Raw genomic sequence first — 22,243 nt, forward strand, 5'->3', positions numbered from 1 at the left:
GTGCGGGGAGAGGTGAGACGCAGTTGGAGGTGAAGATGCCTGGCACGTTTGATAAAAGCAGACGGCTGTCGATCGTAATCGAGACTATTGCGACGACCGCTGTGCTTCTCCCAAATGCGAGCCTTGCCGCAGCCGACGCCGCAGTGCTGCCGCGCAATCTGTCGCCCTGGGGCATGTTCGTCAGCGCCGACATCATCGTGAAGGCGGTGATGATCGGGCTCGCCTTCGCCTCGCTGGTGACGTGGACGGTGTGGCTCGCCAAGACCATCGAGATCCGCCGCAAGACCGCGCTCGCCCGGCAGCGGATCGGCCTCCTTGAGCGCGACACCCAGCTTGCCGAGGTCGAGCAGGCGAGCCGCGACGGCAACGATGCGGTGGCGCAGATCGTGCAATCGGCCTCGCGCGAGGCTGCGCTGTCCGGCGGGATGTTCGACGACGGCTTCAAGGAGCGCATCGCGCTACGGCTGGAGCGGGTCGAGGCGGCGATGTCGCGTCAGATCGCGCGCGGTACCGGCGTGCTCGCGACCATCGGCGCCACCGCGCCGTTCGTCGGCCTGTTCGGCACCGTCTGGGGCATCATGAATTCCTTCATCGGCATCTCCGAGGCCCACACCACCAATCTCGCGGTGGTCGCACCCAGCAGAACACCTTTATCAAGTGACGTCCGGTGCCGTGCGAACCTACAGGATCCTGGAGGACGGACGTCGTCAGATCGGTGCTTTTTACCTATCCGGAGATATCTTCGGCTTCGAGGCCGGCGATACTTATATCGCTTCAGCCGAGGCGATCTGCGAATCACAGGTATTGATGGTGAGGCGCAGCGCGCTCATGATCTGCGCAATCCAAGAAAAGGATCTGGCACCGCAGCTCTGGAACGCGACTGCGCTAGAGCTACGCCGCTTTCAAGACCATGTGATGCTGCTGATCAGCAGCGCCGAACAGAGGGTCATGGGCTTCCTGCGCGATATGGCTCGCCGCGCCCCGAAGAATGCAGCCATCGAACTTCCCATGTCACGACAGGATATCGCCGACTATCTTGGCCTGACCATCGAGACCGTATCGCGAACCTTCACTCAACTCGAACAGAAGGGCATCATCTCGCTGCCCAGCTCACGGCGTGTCGAGCTGCGCGACCACATACTGTTCCATGACGTTACGCGGAACCTGGGCTGAGTCGATGCGCGCACACTCATGCGATTTGCGTGGCGGTCGGCCTGCGGCCCTTGCGCCTGCAGAAGCAGCGCCGCCGCTATTCACGTGCGCGGCAATGGGACGCCGAGGTCTGTTCAGTTCGGTTGACGCTATCTCTTTCGCCTTACTTTCGTTCCACAAAGGGTCCCTCAACGGAGCAGCGCATGATCGTCGATCTTTTGCGTCGAGAGCATCGCAATATGGAACTGCTTCTCGCCGTACTTCAGCGCGAGCTGGAGATTTTTGAGCGTGGTGATCGTCCTGATTACGAGGTAATTCGCGCGATTATCAGCTATTTCCAGGTTTACCCTGAGGTGTACCATCATCCGCAGGAAGACCTTATCTTCTCTAAGCTAAGGATACGCAACCCGGATGCAGCGGCAAGTCTCGGAGACCTCGCGCGCGAGCACCACGAAGGAGCTGATCGTTTGCGTCACTTCGCACGAGCGATCGATGCCGTCCTCGCGGATCGCGATATCCTCCGGCAGGAGGTTGGCAACATCGTGCGCAACTTTATCGTGGGCGAACGGGATCACATGATGTGGGAAGAACATGAGTTCTTCCCGGCGGCGTTGAAGGCTCTGTCTCCTCAGGATTGGATGGAAATCGGTTCGGCTCTCACCGATCGTAAGGACCCGCTTTTCAGCGAGGCAGGCGAAGCGAGTTCCGGCGCGCTGAGAGCGCACATTGTGCAATTGGCACAAGAGGCTGAAGCCGAACGGCAGCCGTTCAATTTTCATCAGGGATGACGGGCGTCCAGCGGGGGGTGCCAAGACGGACGGCCAGCTATTTTGACCTCGCGTCGGCCTCCTGAAGATAACCCGATGTTATATCCATTCTGACTCACTCGATGATGAATGCGCCGGATCTCCAGCAAAGCTTGCTGGTTTCCGCCTCGTGGACGGCGCCCCATTGCCCGTACATGACCATTCGTCAGTGGTTTCGATCCCAGACGTATGCGCCGCGGGCATCCCCTACCAATTTCGGCTTCAGAGTCGACGTTTAGCAGCCAGCTAGATCGGAGATTTTGAGGCAGCGCAAAGCGTGTCCGCCGCGAGTCCAATACTCGCTTAAGGGAGTGAGAGGATTCCGCATGCGATCGGACTTAGCAAAATCCTACGGGCAAGATCGGCTGCCGCGCTATACCAGCTATCCGACAGCTCCGCATTTCTCATCGTCAGTGCGCGAAACGGACTACCGAACGTGGCTCAAATCGCTGCGGGTCCAGCAGCGCGCGTCGATCTACCTTCACGTGCCGTTTTGTCGATCCTTGTGTTGGCACTGCGGCTGCCACACGTCTGTCACAAAGCGCAACGAACCCATCGCGATCTACGCCGCAGGACTGCGTACTGAGGCTTACCTCGTCGCAGAGACGATTGGCCAACGACTATCAATTTCCCATATCCACTTTGGTGGCGGCACTCCTACGGTCATGACACCCGAAACGTTCGCTGATCTCGTCGGCACGTTGCGCTATTCGTTCCTGGTGCGGCCTGATGCCGAGCTCGCCGTCGAAATCGATCCCCGCACATTGACCGAGCCGATGGCGGAGGCGCTCGGCTATTGCGGCGTTAACCGAGCGAGCCTTGGCATCCAGAGTTTCGATCCTGCTGTCCAGCGCGCCATCAATCGTCTGCAGAGCGTCGAACAGACACTGACTTCGGTCGAGCGGCTGCGACGCGCCGGAGTTGGGAGGATCAATTTCGACCTGATTTACGGCCTGCCCCTGCAGACGGTCGGTTCGTGCTTAGACACCGTGGCGAAGTGCGTCCAGCTCCGTCCGGACCGTTTTTCGGTATTCGGCTACGCCCATATTCCTTCATTCAAGAAGCATCAGCGCAAGATCGCCGAAGCTTCCCTGCCCGACAGCGTCGAGCGATATCTCCAATCCGAAACGATCGCCGAAGCCTTGATTGATGCGGGATACGTACGTATTGGCCTCGATCACTTCGCTCTCCCAGACGACGCCCTGGCGTTTGCAAGTCAGGAAGGAACGCTGAGGCGCAACTTCCAGGGCTATACGGACGATTCCGCAGATGCCCTCGTTGGTCTCGGCGCCAGCGCCATTGGTCGCACGCCCCAAGGATTCGTCCAGAACGCTGCGGCGACCAAGGACTATCTCGCGCGCATCACCGATGACCGGTTTGCCACCGTCAAGGGTTACTCGCTCACAGAGGAAGATCGTTTCCGAGCCGAGATCATCGAGCGTCTCATGTGCGACATGGCCGTTGACCTTGCCGACATATCTCGCCGTCACGGCAGGGACCCGACGCTGGCCATCGTCGATCGGCCTCGGATCGACGGCCTTATCGCGGATGGCGTCGTGACTATGGACGGTGGCAGGCTTTACGTAAGTAGCGACGCTCAGTTTCTGGTCCGGAGCGTCGCCGCGGCGTTCGACGCTCATCTTGCGCGGTGCGAGGCTACACATAGTCGGGCGGTTTGAACCGATTCACTAAAATGGAGGAAATAGCGTGTCCGGAAGACGAATGGAGTTGTTGTAACCGGAAGATCGGGCATATCGGCGTCAAGAAACAGTAACCGGACGGACCTATGCTCGCGTAGCACAATCACGACCATTGAGCCGGAAGCCGATTTGGCATCCCGTTCCAATTCCGCTAACAGCCGCCAGCCTCTTTATGGAGCTTTTCGAACAGAAGTTCCGAAGGAAGCCGTGTTCATCGGATCAGCTCAAATTCGTCGAGCAAACGTGCCCCAGCGCAGTATTCGATCATCCGCAAGCGCAAAATTGCATTAATAAGGACGAAAACATCGCTATAGTAAGCGATCTCGGTGAAGCAGTTCTGACGAACGACAATTCGCCGAGCAAGCACACATAAGAATCAAGTCTGCGCCCCGTGCCCTTACATGCCGCGATTCAGCAGCGTCGACGCCGCACTTCACGCGCATGCGTGGTGCTGCGCCAAGGAAAACGCAAAGAGAGGCTGCCACCTAATGCCGACAGGAGGCGAGAAATGCGCAACGGCGACCATCGATCCAGCCACGGTTCAGTTAGGTGCTGCGCGGTATGCGGAGGACGGTTCGGGCTGATCCGCTATTACTATTGGCGAACGGCCTTTTGCTCCAAGAAGTGCGTCGAGTGCTTCAAGACGCGGCGAGAGGCCGACCATAAATGGCTCCGATGGTTGCGAGCAGCTTGAGATGCGAGCGATTAGCACAGAGAGTTTGAATGGAGCGCGCCAAGCCAACTAGGAGCTATTAATCAAGGCTCCCGGACTCGAATGTTCAAACACATCCATACTTTAGATGCTCTCCATCAAGATAATCGATTGTACCAGCCCAAGGAGCGTCAGATAAGAAGTATATTCGTTTTCAGAGTTTGCGGCGCATGCCCTCGCCGCAATCGAACCGTTGGCAGCCTCTCCTTCTGCCAATGGAGGTCGGTGCGATGCCTAGTAGCGTCGCTCCTCCCGGACTGAGACTTCCGCCCGGTCGCCGAAAGGAGACCGGGCTTCCTTTTTGTGCCGATTGCATCAACGACGGATCCCTTAGACGCACATTCGTGCACCATTGCCGTGCAATCTCGGTAGGTAAGCAGGGAAACACAAACCGATGCTGCTTCCTCTCGTATTGGGCATTCGAAGTGCCGTCGTGGTTGGCGAACTCGGCCTGCGAAGTTGTAGCGGGAGAGGACGACGGCCGTCAGGAGAGGCTCGTCCCTTCGCAAGTCTTGGGCCGTCTCGTCATGGAGGCATGAGCCCCTTCGAAAACGTCGGCTCGTCTGCCCGCTCCTCAGTCCCGCCCATCGGAAGGCATCAGGCTGCTTCTTCGCTTGTTCGCGAGCCCGAGCGTGGAATGAATTCTCTTCGCTCGAAGCACACATCGCAACGGTCAGTTGGCAAACAGTCGCTTCAATCGCCACGCTGGGAATAGCTCAATCCTGATGAGAGCACCCGCGCAGCTTTCTGATAGCCGATGAGGGCTGAAACTGCGACTTCTGGTAGGGCCGCGCGGATTCGAGGCCTCATATCCGGCGCTCATCCGCTCAGGCGCAAGGCACGTCGCTTAACCAAGCACCGCCATACCCATTGAACCGCGCATCCTCCCCGGAACGCTTCCCGAGTGGCAAGCAATTGCAAGCCAATTTGCTCACTGCGCGAGGCACAGGTTGGGACGCCGAAGGTGCCGGATCAAAGTCAGAAAGAGACTGGCGCCACTCGACAAAGCCGAGCCTCCAGTCACAAGGTCCAGGCGCCAGATCGGGTCCTTTGCTAGCGCCAATCTGAGCCGCACCTCCAATTTTTTTGACAGCGACAGTCAAGGAATCTCACTGCGGATTGGCGCAGCAACTCACTATTCTTTTCCTGCACGACCGGCCGCGCTTTCGCTTGGTCTGGCGTGTCAGAAAAGGAAGGAAAAACGTGATGAAGAAGAAGATCGCTGAGATCAAGACCACCATCCGCACCACCACTCCGTACACGGGTACGCTTTAGGTTGGTTCGATGAGTGCCTTGAATGCATCTACCTGATGAGAGCATAGCGGCATCGGAGGGGGGTCCTTTCGCCCCCCTTCTTTGTGACAGTTGCGGAGAGTACAATGGTTGATCTGATCCAGCAGCGCGTTGCCCCGGCCATATCGTCTTCCGTCGAGATCAGTCCAATCACCATCTTGAAGGCAGAAGGGGGCATGGCACCGGTTCCGACGATCAAATCGGCACTCGCGAGCTCCGGCTGGGACATCTCAATCACCGACGGCGACTGGCGGACCGGCGGCTACCTTGCGGGGCTGCAAGCGCTCATCGACGCCGAACTGACGTGGGCGGCTGAAAATCGCCCACAACTGATTGAGGCGGCACAACAATCCTTGAAGCGGCTATTCCCTCTCCTGGTCAGCGATGCCTTTAGCGTGCCGAAGGATCTCACCAATACCTCGAGCAAGGAGGAGCGCACACGCTTCTATCATCACGAATATCAAAATAAACTCTTGGTCGGACTAGCCGAATTTCTGATCACGTGTGCTCGAGAGCGCAACGAACGTCACATCCTCGTCATCGACCGGGCGGCTACGCTGTCCGCCCCGGCGAAGAACCTGATCAAGCTGCTCGTCAGGCTGGACGACGGTACGCGTCTGTTTCGGTTTCTCCTGATCGATTATGAACAATGCCTCTTTTTCCAGGACGCCAGCGAAGTTCACTTCGGCAGATATAGCATGCAGGAACTGGAGCCGGTCCTTGATCGCAATCTCGCTTCGGAGAAACAGCGGCAGATCTATGAGGCAAGTGGCGGGAATCCGCTGATCGCCGAGACCTTGAGCAAATGCGCGGCAGCCGGATTGCCGGTCATCGGCTATCTCGAGCCGATCGCGATCGTGGATCTCCATCTGGCCAGCCTCAACACCGGGGAACGGCACAGCCTTCTCAAATCGTACATTGAATCCGATTGCACGACGCCTGATCTCATCGCGCAACGAAACTACGCGACCTTCGAGCAGGCGACCGCAGATCATCTGCACGAGCAGGTGCACCGCGCCTCCCTCGACCGCTATCTGACGGGTGAGGCGCCGCTCAACATGCTTCATGCGCTATCAATAAGGGACAAATACAAGCGTCTGGAATTGGTTGCAGAACCGAGTCTGATCCTCCAAAGCATCGGCCTGTATGACCTCTGGTTTGGCTACTTCGGGGAACTTTTCGCCGATCCTGCGCTTCGCACCTACGGCCCGGGAGATGCCCCGGTGAACGCCGCCTTCATCAACGCGGCTTTTGTGCTGTATTCGCTCGGTTGCGGGCTGGTGTCCGTTCCCTATTTGAATGAATTCTACAAGACATTCCCGAAGAGCCGATACACGCCAACCGTCCTCTATGCCCAATCAATGACGTATGGACGCTATCAGCAGCCGGTCAACCTCACGGTGGCCGAAGAGTACGCCGTCCGAAATCTTGAGACCATCGATCGGGATTTCAAGGGTCACGACAAGTACGATTATATCAAGGTGTTTGCAGAGAATGCCTATGCTTACATCAAGGCCAAGCAGGAGAAATATGAGGAAGCCCTCAGCCTTTGCGCGGAAGGCCACGGTAAGATGCTTAAGGCGTATGGCGGCGAGCGCTTCAAGCTTCACCAGTCGATTCTTATCTACAACACCAGTCAGGTCTATGAACTCCTCGACGATCTTCCTCGGGCTGAGAAGCAGCTGCGTGAAGCCATTGCCTACGATCCCTATTATGGAGAGTATCAGAATGACCTGGGGAACCTGCTTTCTAAAGTACCCGGAAGGGAAGCTGAGGCTCTAGAGGCATATGCGCACGCTATTGAGCTCTGTCCCCCCTATTACGAAGCTCATCTGAACAGGGCCGCACTTCGCAACAGAATGGGAGATGCCGCAGGTGCTCTAGCCGATCTCGACAGAACCCTTGTCATCAAGCCAAACGAATGGCGAGCTCACTTCGAGAAAGGCAACATCTTGATGCGGCAAGATAGGCCGAAATCTGCTCTGGAATCCTATCTGGCAGCAGTCAATATCAACTCCAAGAATCCCGATTTGCTGAGCAACCTAGGTCTCGCCTATTCCGAGCTTGGTAACGCGAACGAGAGCATCGCGTACTATCTTCGAGCTCTTGAGCTTAACCCTCGGCATGCGCCCACCCACAACAATCTCGCTATCGAGTACTTCAACGAGGGCCGGCCAGATACATCACTGAACCACGCCACGGTCGCTGTCGAGATTGGAGGAGATCCAGATTACCTCCTCACTCGTGAGCACATCCGGACAAGTCTGCACGCTGACTTGGCTTCGCGGCAGGAACGAGCTTCTGCGTCTTCCGCCAGGCCTTCATGAGCTGGCGGCTCATGGCATTCCTTGCCGTCGAAGTCGATCGGCCTGCGGCAGAATTAAGGCAAGGTCTAGCGAACCCTGTCGCGCGACCAGCGGCGCCGCAAATTCAGGGACTGACTAGGCAACGGGACCCCGGTTGGCGGGCACCTTGTACCGAACGACCGCACGTCACTGGCGGGGAAGTAAATATGGTCCCTTCTGACCATTCGTCCTGTTGCGAGACCGTTCGTCATACTCTTGCGGGCTCATCACACCAACGTGGCGGAACAAGACCGGCGTCATCTTCGCCTCCACATCAAGCGAACCCGATGACATGTTCGACGAGCCAGAAATGAGCGGGTCGAGCACGCGGCAAGTCGTCTATCTGTCGCATTTGATCGTTCAGAGCGGCGGCTGGGCGTTTCGAATTGGCATCCTGATCGGCCTACTCCAATCCGGCATGAGCGCCGCGGGTTTCGGTGTTGCCCTCACTTTTGCGCCTATCCTGCTTGGGAGCCTTTTCTTGTCGCCGCTGGTCGACAGACGTGACCCGATCTCTGCCATGATGATCGTCAATGTGATTCGCATATGCGCGCTGCTCGCCATCTTCGGCACCGACGGAGCCGATTCCTTTCTGAGCTATGCCTCAATGGCCATCCTAAGTCTGGTCCAGCCCGTTTACTTGTCTGCAGAAGTTTCTTTCTTCCGTCGTATTACATCGAAAGACGGCATGATCTCGGTGCTGCGCAACATTGCCAATATCGACTGGCTAACCTATCTGATCGGAATGTTTGCAGGTGCCATGCTCTCCGGGCAGTTGCATTTACGTGGCGTTCTGGCGTTCAACTTATCGGCGATCATTCTGTCCTTGATCGCTCTTCTTGGCATTAAGCTGCAGTTGAGAAACACACCGACAATCCTTGAGAAGCAGCCTTCCGGAACTGTCCTGGATTTGGCACCGCTCTATCCCGCATTCCTTGCGGTCTTTCTGCTCAATCTCGGCGCGGGCATCATCAATGTCTATCCCGCAATACGCGCCACAACTGAAGGCGTTCTCGACAAAGGCCTTCTGTTGGCTATCGTCATGACCAACGGCGTTTTGGCCCTGATGGGGACGCTAGCCGTCAAGCCCATTTTCGACCTGTTGGGCGCCTTGCCGACGGTCGCCGGGGCCGCGATGCTGCTTGCGGCATGCCTTGCGATCATGTCGCTCGATGCTGGCCTGACTGTGGTCATCGCGTCCAGCAGCGCAATGCTCGGCTTTGGCCAAATATTTGCGGCTGCCGCCCACACGCACATGGTCTCTGCACTTGCTCCGGATCGAGCCGGCCGCCTTTCGGGGTTATTTCAATGTTGTACCTATAGCGGAGTTGCGGGAAACGGCATTGCTGTTTCGCTTTTAGGTGACCGGCTTCCTTTCGGCACGATCATGCTTCTATGCGCAGCAAGCGCATTTGTTGCTTTCGCTGTTGCGACCTTTGCAGTCGTGAGATCAAGGCACTCTCAAGGATCATGTCCGGTCGATCGGTAATTCAGGGATCCACACGATGCCATGGGATCAGTTGTTCTTATTAGAACGCTCGTTTGCAGATCCGTCCTTGCCAGGACGAGAATTCTATTGCTGGCAATGCTTGCTATTGGACGGGGTGCTGTCCGCGTTTCCAAGGCACGCTGCGATGCTCGACGTTCGTCGGATTGCCTGGGCCAAGCCACGGACCGCACTCATCGAGAGGCTTGGCCAGGATCATCAGTCCGCGCCGGTTCTCATTCTCGAGAAGGGAGCCCCTACACCGGAGAAGGCGAAGTACGCGAACGGCCTCGCCTATGTCGACGATCCATTTGCAATCCTTCATTGTTTAGCTGTGCGTCACGGCTTTCCGGCGCTTTATCCTGGAAGAGTGGCGCCTTGGCCATGACGGTCATCACCGGGTTGGCGACAGCATTGGCCAAGAGGACGCTTCGATTGAACGGTCTGCTTGATCTTGCGAGTTGCGGCCTGGGACAGGCGATGGCTGATGACTCCGGCCTAGTACTTCCGACAGTACCCAGCGTTCAAACTCGCTAACAGCCGCAATATTTCGCCTGTGCCCATTGACAAACATGTAGATTGAGCGATTGACCGGCACAAAGCCAAACGGAGCCACAAGCTCTCCCTTCTCAAGGTTACTTTGGACCAGAATTTGCGAGGAAATGGCGGCTCCAAGCCCACTTTTTGCCGCCTCCACAGCCAAAGTAAAAGTGTCGAATACGACGCGGCGCGGCTCCTGCAAGCATATTGCAGCCGCGCTGGCCCATTCGCTCCAGGCGTTCAGTCCATTGGCCTCGTGCAGCAGAGGAATAGACAAAATGTCCTGCGGACTTTTGATCGCCTTGAACGTAGCGGGCGCACAGACAGGGCCAATCATCTCGTTCGCTACGTGAACCTCACGGACGGGAAGCGGCCGCTTCAACAGGTCGGAAACGAACAATACATCCAATGCACCAACAGCCAGCGCATCTAGATCGGCCTCGGTCTCAAAGACAAAATCAATGTCCTGATAGCGTTGCCGGAACGCACCAAGACGAGGCAACAGGCCGTGCGACAAAAATGTGGTTGAGCACCCCACCACCACGGAACGTCCTGCATCGTTCCTTCGTAGCTGATAGCATCCCTTCTCGAGCATTGTGAACGCGCTCGCACAGCTGCTCTTTAGCTGTTCGCCGTCAGAAGTCAGCCGCACGCCCGCACTATGGCGAACGAATAGCCTCCTGCCGAACCAATCCTCGAGAAGGCGCATCTGGTAGCTTACCGCGCCGGAAGTCATGTTTAGCCGCTCGGCCGCCCTTGAGAAGCTTGGAAACTCGCTGACTGCCTCAAACAAATGAAGGCTTTTCAGAATAGGTAGCTTGCGCATCCGACTTACCTAATGGGCGCCGCTAACTGCGATGAGCTATTATTGAGCTCTCATGCGCCTGGTTCTTCCCAGCACCAACGACCGCTATAGCTCACTGGATGGACACAGCTGACTGCTGAGACCTCTTCGGTGCTAGGCCTATCAACGCGGAGTTCACCGATCAAATTCGCTGCCCAGTTCGGTCGAGACACACGGACGCTTCCCAACTTGCTGTCCTTGAGGCACGGGTTGAGAAGCCTGCTCGGTCCAACGTTCATGCCGTGCGATCTCCTCGAGAAGGATGCAACCGAATTTGAGGTTTGGAATGGCAAGTTCTGGACCAATCAGGCTCTGCAACACTTTGCCCACCGACGGAGAGAGCGCCGGCTAGCCACGCTTCAACACGAGCAGCTAGTTGACGGGCTTGAGTTCGAACGTTTCTCGCGCTCATGGAATTCCTCCAATCAATCTCAAGATCCGGCATAGCATCTTGCCCGTCGATTGGGTGGTTCGCAGCTATTGCCTCGCGTCCGCCTCGAGCAAATCAGCCAAGGGACGTTGTCATGTCGAGATAAGCTATGGTCCTGGATTTACCTGCTTCGATAAATCTCCGCCGAATTTACTCCGAACAAAGTCGTTTCGATGCATAGGTGTATTCGAGCGCTAGTCGACGTGCGTATTCGATGAGATTGGCCGCGGCGGCGTGTCCCCCATCGGTGTTCTCGTAGTAGAAGTAAGGCTGGCCCAAAGCGGCGAGTTTCGCGGCAGCTTTGCGCCCGTGCGATGGATGCACGCGGTCATCCTTGGTTGAGGTGACAATTAAGGGAGCGGGGTAGGTCTTGCCCGGAGCCAGCTTCTGATAGGGCGAGTAGGCTTCAATCCACGAGCGCTGCTCGGCGATGGAGGGATCACCGTATTCGGCAATCCAGGAAGCGCCCGCGCCCAGGCTGGTGTATCGAAGCATATCAAACAGCGGCACCTGCATGATCGCCGCATTGAAGAGCTCAGGACGTTGGGTGATTGCGGCGCCAACGAGTAGGCCACCCTGGCTGCCGCCAATTACTCCTAGCCGGCGCGGACTTGTGACCTTGCGGCGGATCAGGTCTTCGGCAACGGCAAGGAAATCATCCCATGTCGTTTGCTTCGTTGCCCCTTGGGCTGCCTGATGCCATTGTGGACCAAACTCGCCGCCCCCGCGCAGATTCGCAACAACATAGGCATTGCCCTGTTCAAGCCAAAGCCGTCCCACGGGTCCGAGATAGGAGGGCAGAAGCGAAACCTGGAACCCGCCATAGCCATAAAGAAGCGTTGGCGTGGCACCGTCAAACCTCGCATTCTTCGCCCGTACCAGAAAATAGGGAATTGACGTGCCATCACACGAAGTCGCTTCGTACTGGTCTACGACGTGATTGGACGCATCAAAGGCGGTAGGTGTCGTCTTCAATTCCTCAAGGTTTTGGGTTTCGGCATCAAAATACCAGATTGATGTTGGCCTAAGGTAGTCCGAGACCGTGAACATCGCCTCGTCCGCTTGCTCGGACGCGGCTGACACGTTGACATTTGTATGTTGCGGCAGCGCGATCGGCGTCGACGACCAAGCTTTCTTATCGTACTGATAAAGGAACGCTTTGCTCTGAACGTTCTCAAGGATTGTCAGGATCAAGAAATTCTTTGTGCTACTGAGCCCGCTCAGAGCCTGGCGGGACCCAGGCTGGAAGACGAGCGAGGCTTTCGCGCGCAGCGGATCCTGCTTCCATTCGGCTAAGTCATACGAAATCAGCGAGCCGGTCCCAAATCTGACGTCATCAGGCTCGCATTCTTCGTCAAGCTTCACAAGCAGGCGACCGCTCACGAGCCCGACTATCGCGGCCTTCTTCGGCAGATTGAGCTTGATGGGCCCATCGGGGCGGAAGATCACGTACTCACGCTCGACAGAGCTGATGACACGGATGGCGCCGGTCGCATGTGTGCGTCCTTCACTGTCTCGAAGCACCAACGGCAGCGTCTGAACGTCGGTAGGCTCGCCACGAAAGATCTCGCGAGCCTCACCGAGCGGCTGAGCGCGTTTGAGCTCCTTCACCACAAAGGGGTAGCCGGCCTGCGTCAAAGACCCCCCGCCCCAGTCCCGTGCAACCAGGAGTGTGTCACCATCGACCCAGCTGACGTCCTGCTTGCCCTCTGGAAGATAAAAGCCGTCCACAACAAAGGACTTGGTCTCGCTGTCGAACTCACGTATAGACGCGGCATCCTTGCCGCCATCGGAAAGACTAATCAGGCAGAGGCGCTCTTCAGGTGGAAGGCGACTGCCACCTTGAAAGACCCAATTCTTGTTCTCGGCACTCGCCAATGCGTCCACATCGAGGATGGTTTCCCACTGTGGATCTTGGCTACGCTAGCTTTCTAGCGTGGTGCGTCGCCAGACGCCGCGCACATGGTCCTCATCTTTCCAAAAATTTTCTAAGCCGCGCCGTCCGAACGAAACGTCTGCAATCCGGTCCTTGGACTGCAGGATGGTGAGCGCCTGTTCGTAGAAGCCCCGATAGCGGGGATCGGCCTGGAGGACCGCGAGTGTCTTCTCGTTTTCGACGCGAGCCCAAGCCAATTGGCTTCGTCCTTCGATGTCCTCGAGCCAGAGGAATGGATCGTCAGCTTCCACCGACGCAGCTCGCTCTTGCGCAAGTGCCGTGGCGCGGGTTACCGATGGCAGCGCGGCGGAGAGGAGTGATTTGTTCATGGACTTTCTCCCGATGAGATCGACGGGCCAAGAACACGCCTGGCGCGCCAAACGAAAGCGGCGGAAAGCACGAAGCGCATGGAATAGCGCATCTTGCCGAACTATTCATTGCAAACTGCGTGCCGACTAACGAGCCGAAAGTTTCAGCCGCGTGGCTGCACCGACCATGTCCGATTCCCGACATTGGTTGGCAAGCAAACACGGGCAGCGTGTCGACGAGATCGCCTGTCAGACACCGCCAGTATTTTTGATCTTCATTGGTCAGGAAGGGACACAACGATGCACCGGCGCCAGCACAATTCCTATCCCCATATCTGTAGGTTCCCCGAAGCTTCGACTCTATCGGGCAGATTTGTCGGCGGCGGTCACCATGACAAAGAACAGCGCGTTGATCAGCGGCCAGATCGCGGTCAAGCAAAGTGTGATGTACACGGCGATAGTCCAAGTCATCCGAAGAGGTGCTCCAAATAATCATCGGACGGCTCGGCTCCTCTTGGCCAGGAGAAAGAGCTTGTATTTCCTCTCCGTCTCTCGGCGCGTTAAGATCTGCGAGCGACCACAAGCCCTAATCTACCGGCCACCCGAATGCGCCGCAGCGCCCTCGTCAACTAGTATGTCTAGTAGTTGACTGAGATGGAGGGTCCCTAACAAGCTGGATGCGATAGCAGAGCTCAAATGGGGCTAATAGTTCCAATGCAACGACCTTCATGCACGATCGTTTCGACACCTCCATCTCGAACAGCAGATCCGCTTGGCACATCTTCTCCGATCAGAATCAAGCTCGATCCTTGGCGCGTTTCGCTCGCACATTGCGGCTAGCTGTCATGCACGATCGCCGTGAACGGCACACCCAGCAGGTTCAGTTCCGTGCCCGCTCCTCTCGCGGAGCCGTCTCAAGCCCGAGTGGTCGTTTGAGATAAGGGGACACGTCCAGACGTGGGAAAGAAGCTTCTTAATGTCGCCCGCTAATCGATGAAAGGCCAGGATACGGAACACTTCGACGATTAGCTCTTTGCCGTTTGTGCTGCTTATTCAGACTCCCGCGCAGATGCAACTTCGTGAAATAGAATTTGTCGGGTAATCGGCGCGAGCAATTGACCTTTGTATAGTCAAACGGAATGACGCAATGAAAAAAGCGGTTGATGATCGCTTACTAGCCGCAATTGATCGGCTTGCACGTTCCTCCAGCGAAGTCGCCAATGCTTTGTCGACAATGCTTAGCAAGCAGGACATTGCAAATGAACACCTGCGCAAACTTGTAACCGCTGCAGAAATGTACGGGCTACCCAGAACAAACCATAGCTTGTTTCGAACTCTGTCTGCGATTGCGCAGGAACAAGCCATCGAGATAATCCGCACAGAAATGGCGGGCGCTGTGTTTTTTGCCGATCATGATGAGTTCAGGTTTGATGCCTTGTCAAAAGCAGGTACGGGTGCTGCCCTCGAGTTCGGCGTCTACAGCGGTTACACTATCGGCGCCATGGCCGAGCGATTTCCAGAGCGGCAGTTTTATGGCTTCGATAGCTTTAATGGCCTTCCGGAGCGCTGGAACGGATACCTTCCAGTGGACTTTGATCGTGAAGGCAAAGCCCCTGACGTTCCGGAGAACGTAGAGCTTATTGTTGGCCTGTTTGACGAGACGATTCCAGTGTTTGCTCAGCGCGAGCTTCCCGTTGCGTTCATCCACGTCGATTGCGACATATATTCCAGTACAAAAAGCATCTTTACGGGTCTTAAGTCTCAGATTCGTCCGGGATGCATTATCGTGTTTGACGAATATTTCAACTACGTAGGGTTCGAGAAGCATGAAAGATTAGCTTTCGACGAATTCATCCGTGAGACCAACTATGGTGTCGATTGGATATCTTATTCGGGGCAACAGGCCGCCTGTCTACTGACGAGCGGGGCCGAGGGGCACTTCCGTCGAACTGACTAAAGAGCTGGTTGTCGTCGAACGCGTTTCGGGCGAAGAGCGCAACTAGCAAAAGTTGTCTTATGGATTTCATGAAGCGGTCTGGCTCGCGGTCAGCGGTTGCCGGTCTGGCACCATGGAGACCGCCGCAAGACCGACTTCGTCAGCTTGCCTCTGCATCGGCCCCAAGTCCGAAAGCGAGGACGCCCGAGCGGGCTTGCCGCCCCCAAGCCGTAACCAAGTTGCGGCGAACATCATATCGTCGCTAAACCTCGACAACACTGCCCCAGGCGCAAGATTCTCCACCACGATCCGAAGCTGCTCGGCTGTCGTTCACCGGCTCGCCTCTCTGGACCGGATAGAACGGTAACCGTCATCACGTCGCTCATTTGCTTGCAAAGGCACGCTCCGGGAGCGGCCTTCGCCGGAAGCTTACGCGTGGAATGAATTCTCCTCAGTCGCACTATTATGCGGCAGCCGGATGGAAAGACGCGCCTCCTAGGGGAATCAGTGCATTGGGGGTAAGGGCATTGCACCCGAAGGCACGCGGTGAGCGCATGCCAAATCGGATCGATCCAATCAGTTGTCCTGGTTAGCTGGGGCTAAAGATCAGATATAGCAGGATCACGGCTGCGACGGCCGTCCAGCCGGCTACCGTTGCGTAAGCTGTTACGCGCGTCGGCATTGGGCGGCATCTCCTGTATGAAGCAATCGAATGGCACGCCAACAGCGGCTTCGTAGCTTACTCAATATGAAACCCTGTGCCGTGGGTCTCCCATAACCCAGGATGCATTCCCCTGTGAAGTCAGAAATGGTTCGAAAGCCAATGACGTTGCGATAGCGACACATCCAAGTGTCCCTTGCCCGCCAGACGCCATCGCCGCGATTGCAAAGCGGCCTTCAGCAAGCCGCTACCCCGGAGTACCAGCGATGGCTGAGCGCAACGCTGTTGGTGGCCAGAGTTCCGCCTAGATCGATAGTGTCTCGTCCGCCCCGCCAACCTACCCAGCAGTGAAATCCGGTGCCGGGTTAGACGAGACCTATTTGTGCGTGCCGTACTGATTTCCCGTGCTTGGGTTCCGATATGTGCCTCCTCTGTGAGACGATCCCATTCCGCCCAAGTAGGAACCGCCGTGGCTGGAAGTGTGGTGACCTCCTCCGTAAGAGACCCGCCCGCCGTGGCCCCCGCCTCTCGCCTGCGCAAAGGATGTCGAACAGATCAGGACCAATACGAGGAGTGCTATTCGCTTCAAAGTAATTCTCCCTCAACGTCTCTCATTCAAGACAACGAACACTTCTTCTGAATTCTCTGCCCGTGTGCAACTGGCAATCGCGCTATTCACACCCTAACGTCTGGATTGCTGGCACGCTCTCTCGAAGAACGCACCTCGAGCTAAGGGGCATAAGGCAACTCCTACAAGGTTTTCGGGCAACTAGGAAACGACAAGCTTTGTACGGTGCGGACAGACGTATTGCTGTTAGAAGCCCGCAATTCGTCTAGTGTTCAGAGTGGGCAACCATGCGCGTTAGCTTGCGAGGATCGATCGTGCTCAACAAGGGAGAAACAAGTCGAACGCATTGTAAGCGACCACCCCTTGCACGGGTGCCGCTCTCCCTTGCGCGTGCATCTCGATTCCGTGTTTTTCAGGCGTCACGCGGCGTAGGCCACACCGCTCTCGCGTCGACTCAAAGGGGGCCCAATCTTCGGCACATCGAGTCTGGTTAGATGCGCCATCGTGACCTTGTCTCCAATAGCTTTTTGGCACTGATCGCGGCGGGGCTTGTGCTGCTCGGCTTGAGCCTGCTCGCCTTTTCCTTCACTTTGTGAGGACCATCCCATGAAATCATTCAAGCTGATCGGCCTGGCGCTAGGCGCATCTTTCGTGCTCTCCACAGCGGCATTCGCGGACGACATCACCATTGCCGTAGCCGGGCCAATTACTGGCGGCGAATCCGCATTCGGCCGGCAGATGAAGAATGGCGCCGAGATGGCGGTGGACCAGATCAATGCTTCCGGCGGTCTGCTCGGCAAGAGGCTCGCACTCGACGTCGAGGACGATGCCTGCGACCCCAAGCAGGCGCGCTCGGTCGCGGAAAAGATTGCCAACGCCAAAATCCCGTTCGTCGCCGGGCACTTTTGCTCTTCGTCGTCGATCCCAGCATCGGAAGCCTATGCCGACGGCGGCGTGCTGCAGATTACGCCGGCTTCAACCAACCCACTGTTCACTGACCGGAAGCTGTGGAACGTGGCGCGTGTTTGCGGCCGCGACGACCAGCAAGGTCTGGTCGCTGCCCAGTACATCACGAAGAACTTCAAGGGCAAGAATATCGCGATCCTCAACGATAAGACCACCTACGGCAAAGGCCTTGCCGACGAGACAAAGAAGGCCCTTAACAAGGCCGGCATCATCGAGAAAATGTACGAGTCGTACAATAAGGGAGACAAAGACTTCAACGCGATCGTCTCGCGTCTCAAGCGCGACAATATCGAGCTTGTCTATGTCGGCGGCTATCATCAGGAAGCGGGGCTAATCCTGCGGCAGATGCGCGATCAAGGCGTGAAGACCGTGTTGATGTCAGGCGACGCATTGGCTGACAAGGAGTATGCGTCGATCACCGGCACCGCCGGCGCGGGCACGCTCTTCACATTCGGACCCGACCCACGCAAAAAGCCGACGGCGGCTGCGATCGTCGAAAAATTCAGGGCCAGGAACATCGACCCTGAAGGCTACACGCTCTACACCTACGCTGCTATACAGGTGTGGACGCAGGCGGCGGCCAAGGCTGACACCACCGACTCGAAGAAGGTGATGGATGCGATCAAGGCAGGTTCCTGGGACACTGTGATCGGCAAGCTGGAATATGACGCCAAGGGCGACATCAGGCAACTCGACTATGTCATTTATAAGTGGGACGATAAGGGCAGCTATGCTGAGGTGAACCCAAAGGGTTCCTGACGCACTCAACTCCACCAAAGGCCTTGGTGTGTGACGGCGGAGTTGGGACGGTGATCAAATGCCGATCAGGCGATTTCTCCAGGGCAACAAGCCGAACTCGGAAGAAATTGAGCGTCTAAACTCGGCCTACGTACAGACTCTGCGCTCGCTTGGTTTGGTAGATCGTAACGACCCTATCGCCGAACTCGTCGCAAAGAAGATTCTCAAGATCGCGGCCGCAGGTGTTCGCGAACCAGCAGAGATTTCCAAACTCGCCGTCGAGCAGCTTGGCATCGTTAGACCGCCATCGCTGTAAAGCCACCGCGGCGGGCTCGCGCATAGGTTTGGTTTTCCCGGGGACGCTCTCAAATCGGCACGGACCAGCTGCGCGTAGAATCTGATAGGATTGGCGGAGCGCAATAAACTCGAACCTGGCGTCATGTGCGATTGAGCCGGCTCTTTAGGATCGCTCCGTTTCGGATCCACGACCGTGGTTCAGATCAGACTGACAAAATGACAGCTCGTGTGCGGACTGCTGGTGACGCCGCTGCCGCGATGTTCGCCGACGCGCGTTCGGCGTAATCGGTGGGACTTCGCGAGCTGCGCTTGCTAACTCCGGCGCATCCGCACCGATGGCTGACAATGGCTCGGCCACACTGGCCTGGCACTCCATGTATTCCAGTACGGCACGTCCCTTCTCCGTGAGGTGCCAGCCGAACGCGTCGCGTTCGACAAGCCTCATCGCAAAAATGTTCAGATCAGGCACCCGCGCGGCAAGTCGCCTGGTGCGCTCGGACCAGTCCTCACCGCTCTTGGCCAGAATGGCCATGTCGCGCTTGAGAGCGTCGAGAGAGGCTACGCCATTCGGATAGCTAACGAGAAGCTTTAAGATAGTGACCTGAAGATTCATGGTCACCGCGCTCGAATTAAAAGTAGGCGAGCTTCTGGAGAAGGCCAGCGCATGCAACATCACACATAAAATATGACGAACAATGTGCCTGAAGCGCTCGCGCGGGACAAGCCCGTCCATGAACGCAGACGGAATGGAGCTGAAGCCTCTACGTTTGCGCACGAATTGCTTCGTCGCTTCCGTAAGCCTGGAGTTTGGACATATGTCCGCTCAGAGGGGCCGAACAATAGGTAGACCACAGTCGATGATCTCAATGTCGGCCGCGAGTGAGCCGGCGAGGTACGCCTTGCTTTCGCGCCCTGCGTTGCGACCGGGTGGCTGTCCGTAGCGGGTGAAGATGTCGTGTTTTTGTAGCTTGTGATCTGTCGCCTTCGTTTCTGATTTGCAGGGGAGCCGGAAGGCGGGGACGGCTTTCCCTGAATGATCATGCCACGGCTGTTGCGTCGGTTTTAGCCCTTCGGGAGAGTTTCTTTGTTCGACTTGAAGCCCGTTTCTCCGCCCCGACCGGCACGATCTTGACGGCGGCGCGCACAGGAGCGGTCAAGGACGCGCGCTTGCGCGCCCGCAAGGGCTTGTCCTTGACGGCTCCGAGCACGCTGCCAGGCTGAGGCGCGTCGGGGCTGATCTGCTGTCCGTTGGCGCTAAACATCGCCAACCGATGCGGTCCGAGGAACACGCTGACGGTGCCATCGGGATACTCATGTACCCGCACCACAGCCTTGACGAAGTGAGGCCTGAGCCGGCTCTGCGGCAGCTGCAGCCGCCGACCGTTCCATGCAACGGTATTATCGTTGGCGACGGTTCGCTCCTCGATCACGCACAGCGCCTCGCGCCAGGCCTCATGCCGGTCGGCCACGAATGCCGTGCCTTCCTGTTCGGGCTTGATCGCAAACGCGGCGTTGTGCCCGGGGATGTAATGCGCCTTCAGCCACGCGTTGGCAGCTTCGAGCGTCGTGATCCCGGCAAGCCGCAGCTCCTTCGGCAGCCGATCCTGCAAGGTGCCGAACACCCGCTCGGAGCGCCCGCGGGCCTGCGGCGAATAGGCTGCGATATGCTCGATCCCAAGATGCGACAAAGCCCGTCCCACCTGGGTTTGTTGCGTCTTCGAGACCTTCTCGCCAGCTTTTGGGGTAAGGAAATAATGGCTGCCGCGGTCGGTGTAGAGCGCGCAGAACAGGCCATGCTCGCCAATCACTTCGCGCAAGGTCTGCAAGGTCGAGGCCGTTCCTTCTTCCTCGACCAGGACCATCGAGTAGACCTCGCTGGTCGCATCGTCCATCGTGACGATCAGGTCCTTCGCGGGCAGACCTTCGATCCAAACGTGGCGCGATCCGTCCTGGTGCAGCAGCATGCCCCGAAGCGGCCGGCGTGGGCGCTTCTTGCGGTGCGCCGAACGCTTCGGCGCCTTCCGCACCAAGCCTGCCGCGTGCAGGGCTAGCTTGGTCACCGTATAGCCCAGCATGTAGCCATGCCGCTTTTGCAGCTGCTCGTGGAAATGCTTCACCGTGAAGTCCGCGTACTTGTCCCGGAACAGCCCCAGCATCCGCTCAAGTTCTTCCTCCGGCGCTCGCCGTGGCGAGCGCCGACCCATCCGTCGGTCGACAAGCCCGTCATCGCCCTCTGCCTCGTAGCGTTCTGCCCAACGTTGAAATGTCCGCACGCTGATCCCCAGAACCTCCGAAGCCGCCTCCTGCGTCAGTTCCTTGGCCTCCGTCCGCTCCAACAAACTTGAAAACCGCATCCGTCGTACACCCTCGTGAATGGATGCCGTGCCCATCGTGCCCCCCTTGTTCCGAGGCACCGAAAACACGACACTTCACGAGCTACAAACAGGCGACAGATCACGTGCTACTGACACGTTGCGACCGGGTGGCTTGGCGGCCTACGCTGCAGCTGATATGCTCGATCGGCCGTGTTGGTAGAGGGGAGAGACTGTTTAGCAGTACATGCCAGCGGGTCGCGGCGACGCGTTGCCGATAACCACGAACGACATTGCGGTCAGAAGGGGTAAACTAGACCTGCGCTGGTGCGATCGTCGCCCGCGAGCAGAATGGCACGCCGGGCTGATCGAGCTGCCCCATTCACGTTAGGGCACCAGCGATGTCCCCATTGTCTTGCCATCGCCGCAGCTCGCTGGCCTCTCCTATTGCGTCGCTCCGTCGCCTCCGAGAGTAAGCCCAGCAAAAGACGAAGTGGCGCGGAGCGGACGCACCTCTAATGGGCTACGCGAAGCCCCATAGGCGGCGACGTCCTTCGGATGGGGGCAATATCCGCAATGCACCGCACTGTGGAGGCCTTCGCGGGCTGCCAAAAATGGCCTCACCAGTTCATAGTCCTCCTCACTCAAGTTCAAGGCATCTGATGATCCCGAAGCGTTTGACGACGCGCTGGTCGCTGCCCGAGTGCCGTACACGGTCGGAGACGATGGCCCAGGGACATCCGCCGTCGGCACAGCTTGAGCATCGTCATGTGACCCGCCCGCCGTGCCATGTTGCTGCTCTTGCCTTTCCGACCGCCAGGCCGAAAGGCGAGCGGCGGCGGCCTGAGTGATCACGGATATTCTTCCACTGACGCGGCGTCAGTCTCGGCTATCACGAAATTGCGCCCATCCGCGCAAACAACATTGCAGCTTCAGATGGCCCAAGGCCAATGACGCCTACAAAGCTCGGCGGCGGCATCGGAATGTCTTGATGAGTTGGCTTCCAGAGATGCAGGCAGTACCGGCTGTTGTTCACGTACCGTGAATGAGGCGGATGCAGCTGCATCGCGCATTCCTCTTCATCCCAGAACAGGTCTTTGACAAAGGACATCTCTTCCCAGTTCGGGCAGCGCCGCGGGGTCGAGACGGACACTTGCTCCCAGCCGGGGCGTACAAGTCCGCTGATCTTGAGCTCACAGCCGCAAGGCCCTTG

General features: G+C 57.5%; 15 protein-coding genes and 2 pseudogenes. 11 read left to right on the forward strand and 6 right to left on the reverse strand.

What is annotated here, in order from left to right:
* Window positions 1–35 precede the first annotated feature (35 nt).
* The 8 genes and pseudogenes from exbB to RX327_RS30830 all read left to right on the forward strand — a co-directional run.
* Window positions 36–638: pseudogene (exbB, locus tag RX327_RS30795) on the forward strand (tonB-system energizer ExbB); the annotation flags it as partial.
* Window positions 639–672: 34 nt separating this feature from the next.
* Window positions 673–1,173, forward strand: coding sequence for a helix-turn-helix domain-containing protein (locus tag RX327_RS30800; RefSeq protein ID WP_317251357.1), 501 nt, complete (start codon window positions 673–675; stop codon window positions 1,171–1,173).
* Window positions 1,174–1,355: 182 nt separating this feature from the next.
* Window positions 1,356–1,940, forward strand: a complete 585-nt coding sequence (locus tag RX327_RS30805) for a hemerythrin domain-containing protein (RefSeq protein ID WP_317248046.1) — start codon at window positions 1,356–1,358, stop codon at window positions 1,938–1,940.
* A gap of 344 nt (window positions 1,941–2,284) precedes the next feature.
* Entirely contained in the window at window positions 2,285–3,637 is a 1,353-nt protein-coding gene (gene hemN, locus RX327_RS30810; RefSeq protein WP_283088209.1) for an oxygen-independent coproporphyrinogen III oxidase, read from the forward strand.
* A gap of 1,852 nt (window positions 3,638–5,489) precedes the next feature.
* The gene (locus RX327_RS30815) at window positions 5,490–5,645 is read left to right on the forward strand and encodes a hypothetical protein (RefSeq protein WP_317248047.1); all 156 of its coding nucleotides are present in this window, start codon (window positions 5,490–5,492) and stop codon (window positions 5,643–5,645) included.
* 104 nt (window positions 5,646–5,749) lie between these two features.
* On the forward strand, window positions 5,750–7,990 hold the full coding sequence (locus RX327_RS30820) for a tetratricopeptide repeat protein (RefSeq protein ID WP_317248048.1): 2,241 nt from the start codon (window positions 5,750–5,752) through the stop codon (window positions 7,988–7,990).
* 310 nt (window positions 7,991–8,300) lie between these two features.
* Window positions 8,301–9,497: an MFS transporter gene (locus RX327_RS30825; protein WP_317248049.1), complete on the forward strand. Its 1,197-nt coding sequence runs from the start codon at window positions 8,301–8,303 to the stop codon at window positions 9,495–9,497.
* 16 nt (window positions 9,498–9,513) lie between these two features.
* Complete coding sequence (locus RX327_RS30830; RefSeq protein WP_317248050.1) at window positions 9,514–9,882, forward strand: DUF3088 domain-containing protein; 369 nt, start codon at window positions 9,514–9,516, stop codon at window positions 9,880–9,882.
* Between the two features lie 6 nt (window positions 9,883–9,888).
* On the opposite strand, the gene RX327_RS30835 is transcribed toward RX327_RS30830, so the two are convergent.
* The 3 genes and pseudogenes from RX327_RS30835 to RX327_RS30845 all read right to left on the reverse strand — a co-directional run.
* Window positions 9,889–10,860: a LysR substrate-binding domain-containing protein gene (locus RX327_RS30835; protein ID WP_317248051.1), complete on the reverse strand. Its 972-nt coding sequence runs from the start codon at window positions 10,858–10,860 to the stop codon at window positions 9,889–9,891.
* A 598-nt stretch (window positions 10,861–11,458) separates the two neighbouring features.
* Window positions 11,459–12,358 carry a prolyl oligopeptidase family serine peptidase gene (locus RX327_RS30840; RefSeq protein ID WP_317251358.1) on the reverse strand — a complete coding sequence of 300 codons (900 nt, stop codon included), beginning with the start codon at window positions 12,356–12,358 and terminating at the stop codon, window positions 11,459–11,461.
* A pseudogene (locus tag RX327_RS30845) lies at window positions 12,338–13,573 on the reverse strand (S9 family peptidase); the annotation flags it as partial. The gene RX327_RS30840 and the pseudogene RX327_RS30845, both read right to left, overlap by 21 nt.
* Before the next feature lie 1,126 nt (window positions 13,574–14,699).
* On the opposite strand from RX327_RS30845, the gene RX327_RS30850 reads away from it, so the two are divergent.
* The 3 genes from RX327_RS30850 (at window position 14,700) to RX327_RS30860 (ending at window position 18,737) form a co-directional block, all read left to right on the forward strand.
* Window positions 14,700–15,509, forward strand: a complete 810-nt coding sequence (locus RX327_RS30850; protein WP_317248052.1) for a class I SAM-dependent methyltransferase — start codon at window positions 14,700–14,702, stop codon at window positions 15,507–15,509.
* 1,814 nt (window positions 15,510–17,323) lie between these two features.
* Complete coding sequence (locus RX327_RS30855) at window positions 17,324–18,442, forward strand: branched-chain amino acid ABC transporter substrate-binding protein (RefSeq protein ID WP_317248053.1); 1,119 nt, start codon at window positions 17,324–17,326, stop codon at window positions 18,440–18,442.
* A gap of 58 nt (window positions 18,443–18,500) precedes the next feature.
* Window positions 18,501–18,737, forward strand: a complete 237-nt coding sequence (locus tag RX327_RS30860) for a hypothetical protein (protein WP_317248054.1) — start codon at window positions 18,501–18,503, stop codon at window positions 18,735–18,737.
* A 144-nt stretch (window positions 18,738–18,881) separates the two neighbouring features.
* On the opposite strand, the gene RX327_RS30865 is transcribed toward RX327_RS30860, so the two are convergent.
* The 3 genes from RX327_RS30865 to RX327_RS30875 form a co-directional block, all read right to left on the reverse strand.
* Entirely contained in the window at window positions 18,882–19,493 is a 612-nt protein-coding gene (locus RX327_RS30865; protein WP_317248055.1) for a hypothetical protein, read from the reverse strand.
* Between the two features lie 262 nt (window positions 19,494–19,755).
* Window positions 19,756–21,108, reverse strand: coding sequence for an ISNCY family transposase (locus RX327_RS30870; protein WP_317248056.1), 1,353 nt, complete (start codon window positions 21,106–21,108; stop codon window positions 19,756–19,758).
* Between the two features lie 814 nt (window positions 21,109–21,922).
* A complete protein-coding gene (locus tag RX327_RS30875; RefSeq protein ID WP_317248057.1) occupies window positions 21,923–22,141 on the reverse strand; it encodes a hypothetical protein in 219 nt (72 codons plus the stop codon).
* Window positions 22,142–22,243: the final 102 nt, after the last annotated feature.

The organism is Bradyrhizobium sp. BEA-2-5, from assembly GCF_032918025.1.
In the GTDB taxonomy this organism is placed as follows: Bacteria; Pseudomonadota; Alphaproteobacteria; order Rhizobiales; family Xanthobacteraceae; genus Bradyrhizobium; species Bradyrhizobium pachyrhizi.

Excerpts from the sequence above, each read along its gene's own strand:
- RX327_RS30805 (WP_317248046.1), top strand. The coding sequence starts at position 1,356 with ATGATCGTCGATCTTTTGCGTCGAGAGCATCGCAATATGGAACTGCTT.
- hemN (WP_283088209.1), top strand. The coding sequence starts at position 2,285 with ATGCGATCGGACTTAGCAAAATCCTACGGGCAAGATCGGCTGCCGCGC.
- RX327_RS30820 (WP_317248048.1), top strand. The coding sequence starts at position 5,750 with ATGGTTGATCTGATCCAGCAGCGCGTTGCCCCGGCCATATCGTCTTCC.
- RX327_RS30825 (WP_317248049.1), top strand. The coding sequence starts at position 8,301 with ATGTTCGACGAGCCAGAAATGAGCGGGTCGAGCACGCGGCAAGTCGTC.
- RX327_RS30830 (WP_317248050.1), top strand. The coding sequence starts at position 9,514 with ATGCCATGGGATCAGTTGTTCTTATTAGAACGCTCGTTTGCAGATCCG.
- RX327_RS30835 (WP_317248051.1), bottom strand. The coding sequence starts at position 10,860 with ATGCGCAAGCTACCTATTCTGAAAAGCCTTCATTTGTTTGAGGCAGTC.
- RX327_RS30840 (WP_317251358.1), bottom strand. The coding sequence starts at position 12,358 with ATGTTCACGGTCTCGGACTACCTTAGGCCAACATCAATCTGGTATTTT.
- RX327_RS30850 (WP_317248052.1), top strand. The coding sequence starts at position 14,700 with ATGAAAAAAGCGGTTGATGATCGCTTACTAGCCGCAATTGATCGGCTT.
- RX327_RS30855 (WP_317248053.1), top strand. The coding sequence starts at position 17,324 with ATGAAATCATTCAAGCTGATCGGCCTGGCGCTAGGCGCATCTTTCGTG.
- RX327_RS30860 (WP_317248054.1), top strand. The coding sequence starts at position 18,501 with ATGCCGATCAGGCGATTTCTCCAGGGCAACAAGCCGAACTCGGAAGAA.
- RX327_RS30870 (WP_317248056.1), bottom strand. The coding sequence starts at position 21,108 with ATGGGCACGGCATCCATTCACGAGGGTGTACGACGGATGCGGTTTTCA.
- RX327_RS30875 (WP_317248057.1), bottom strand. The coding sequence starts at position 22,141 with ATGTCCTTTGTCAAAGACCTGTTCTGGGATGAAGAGGAATGCGCGATG.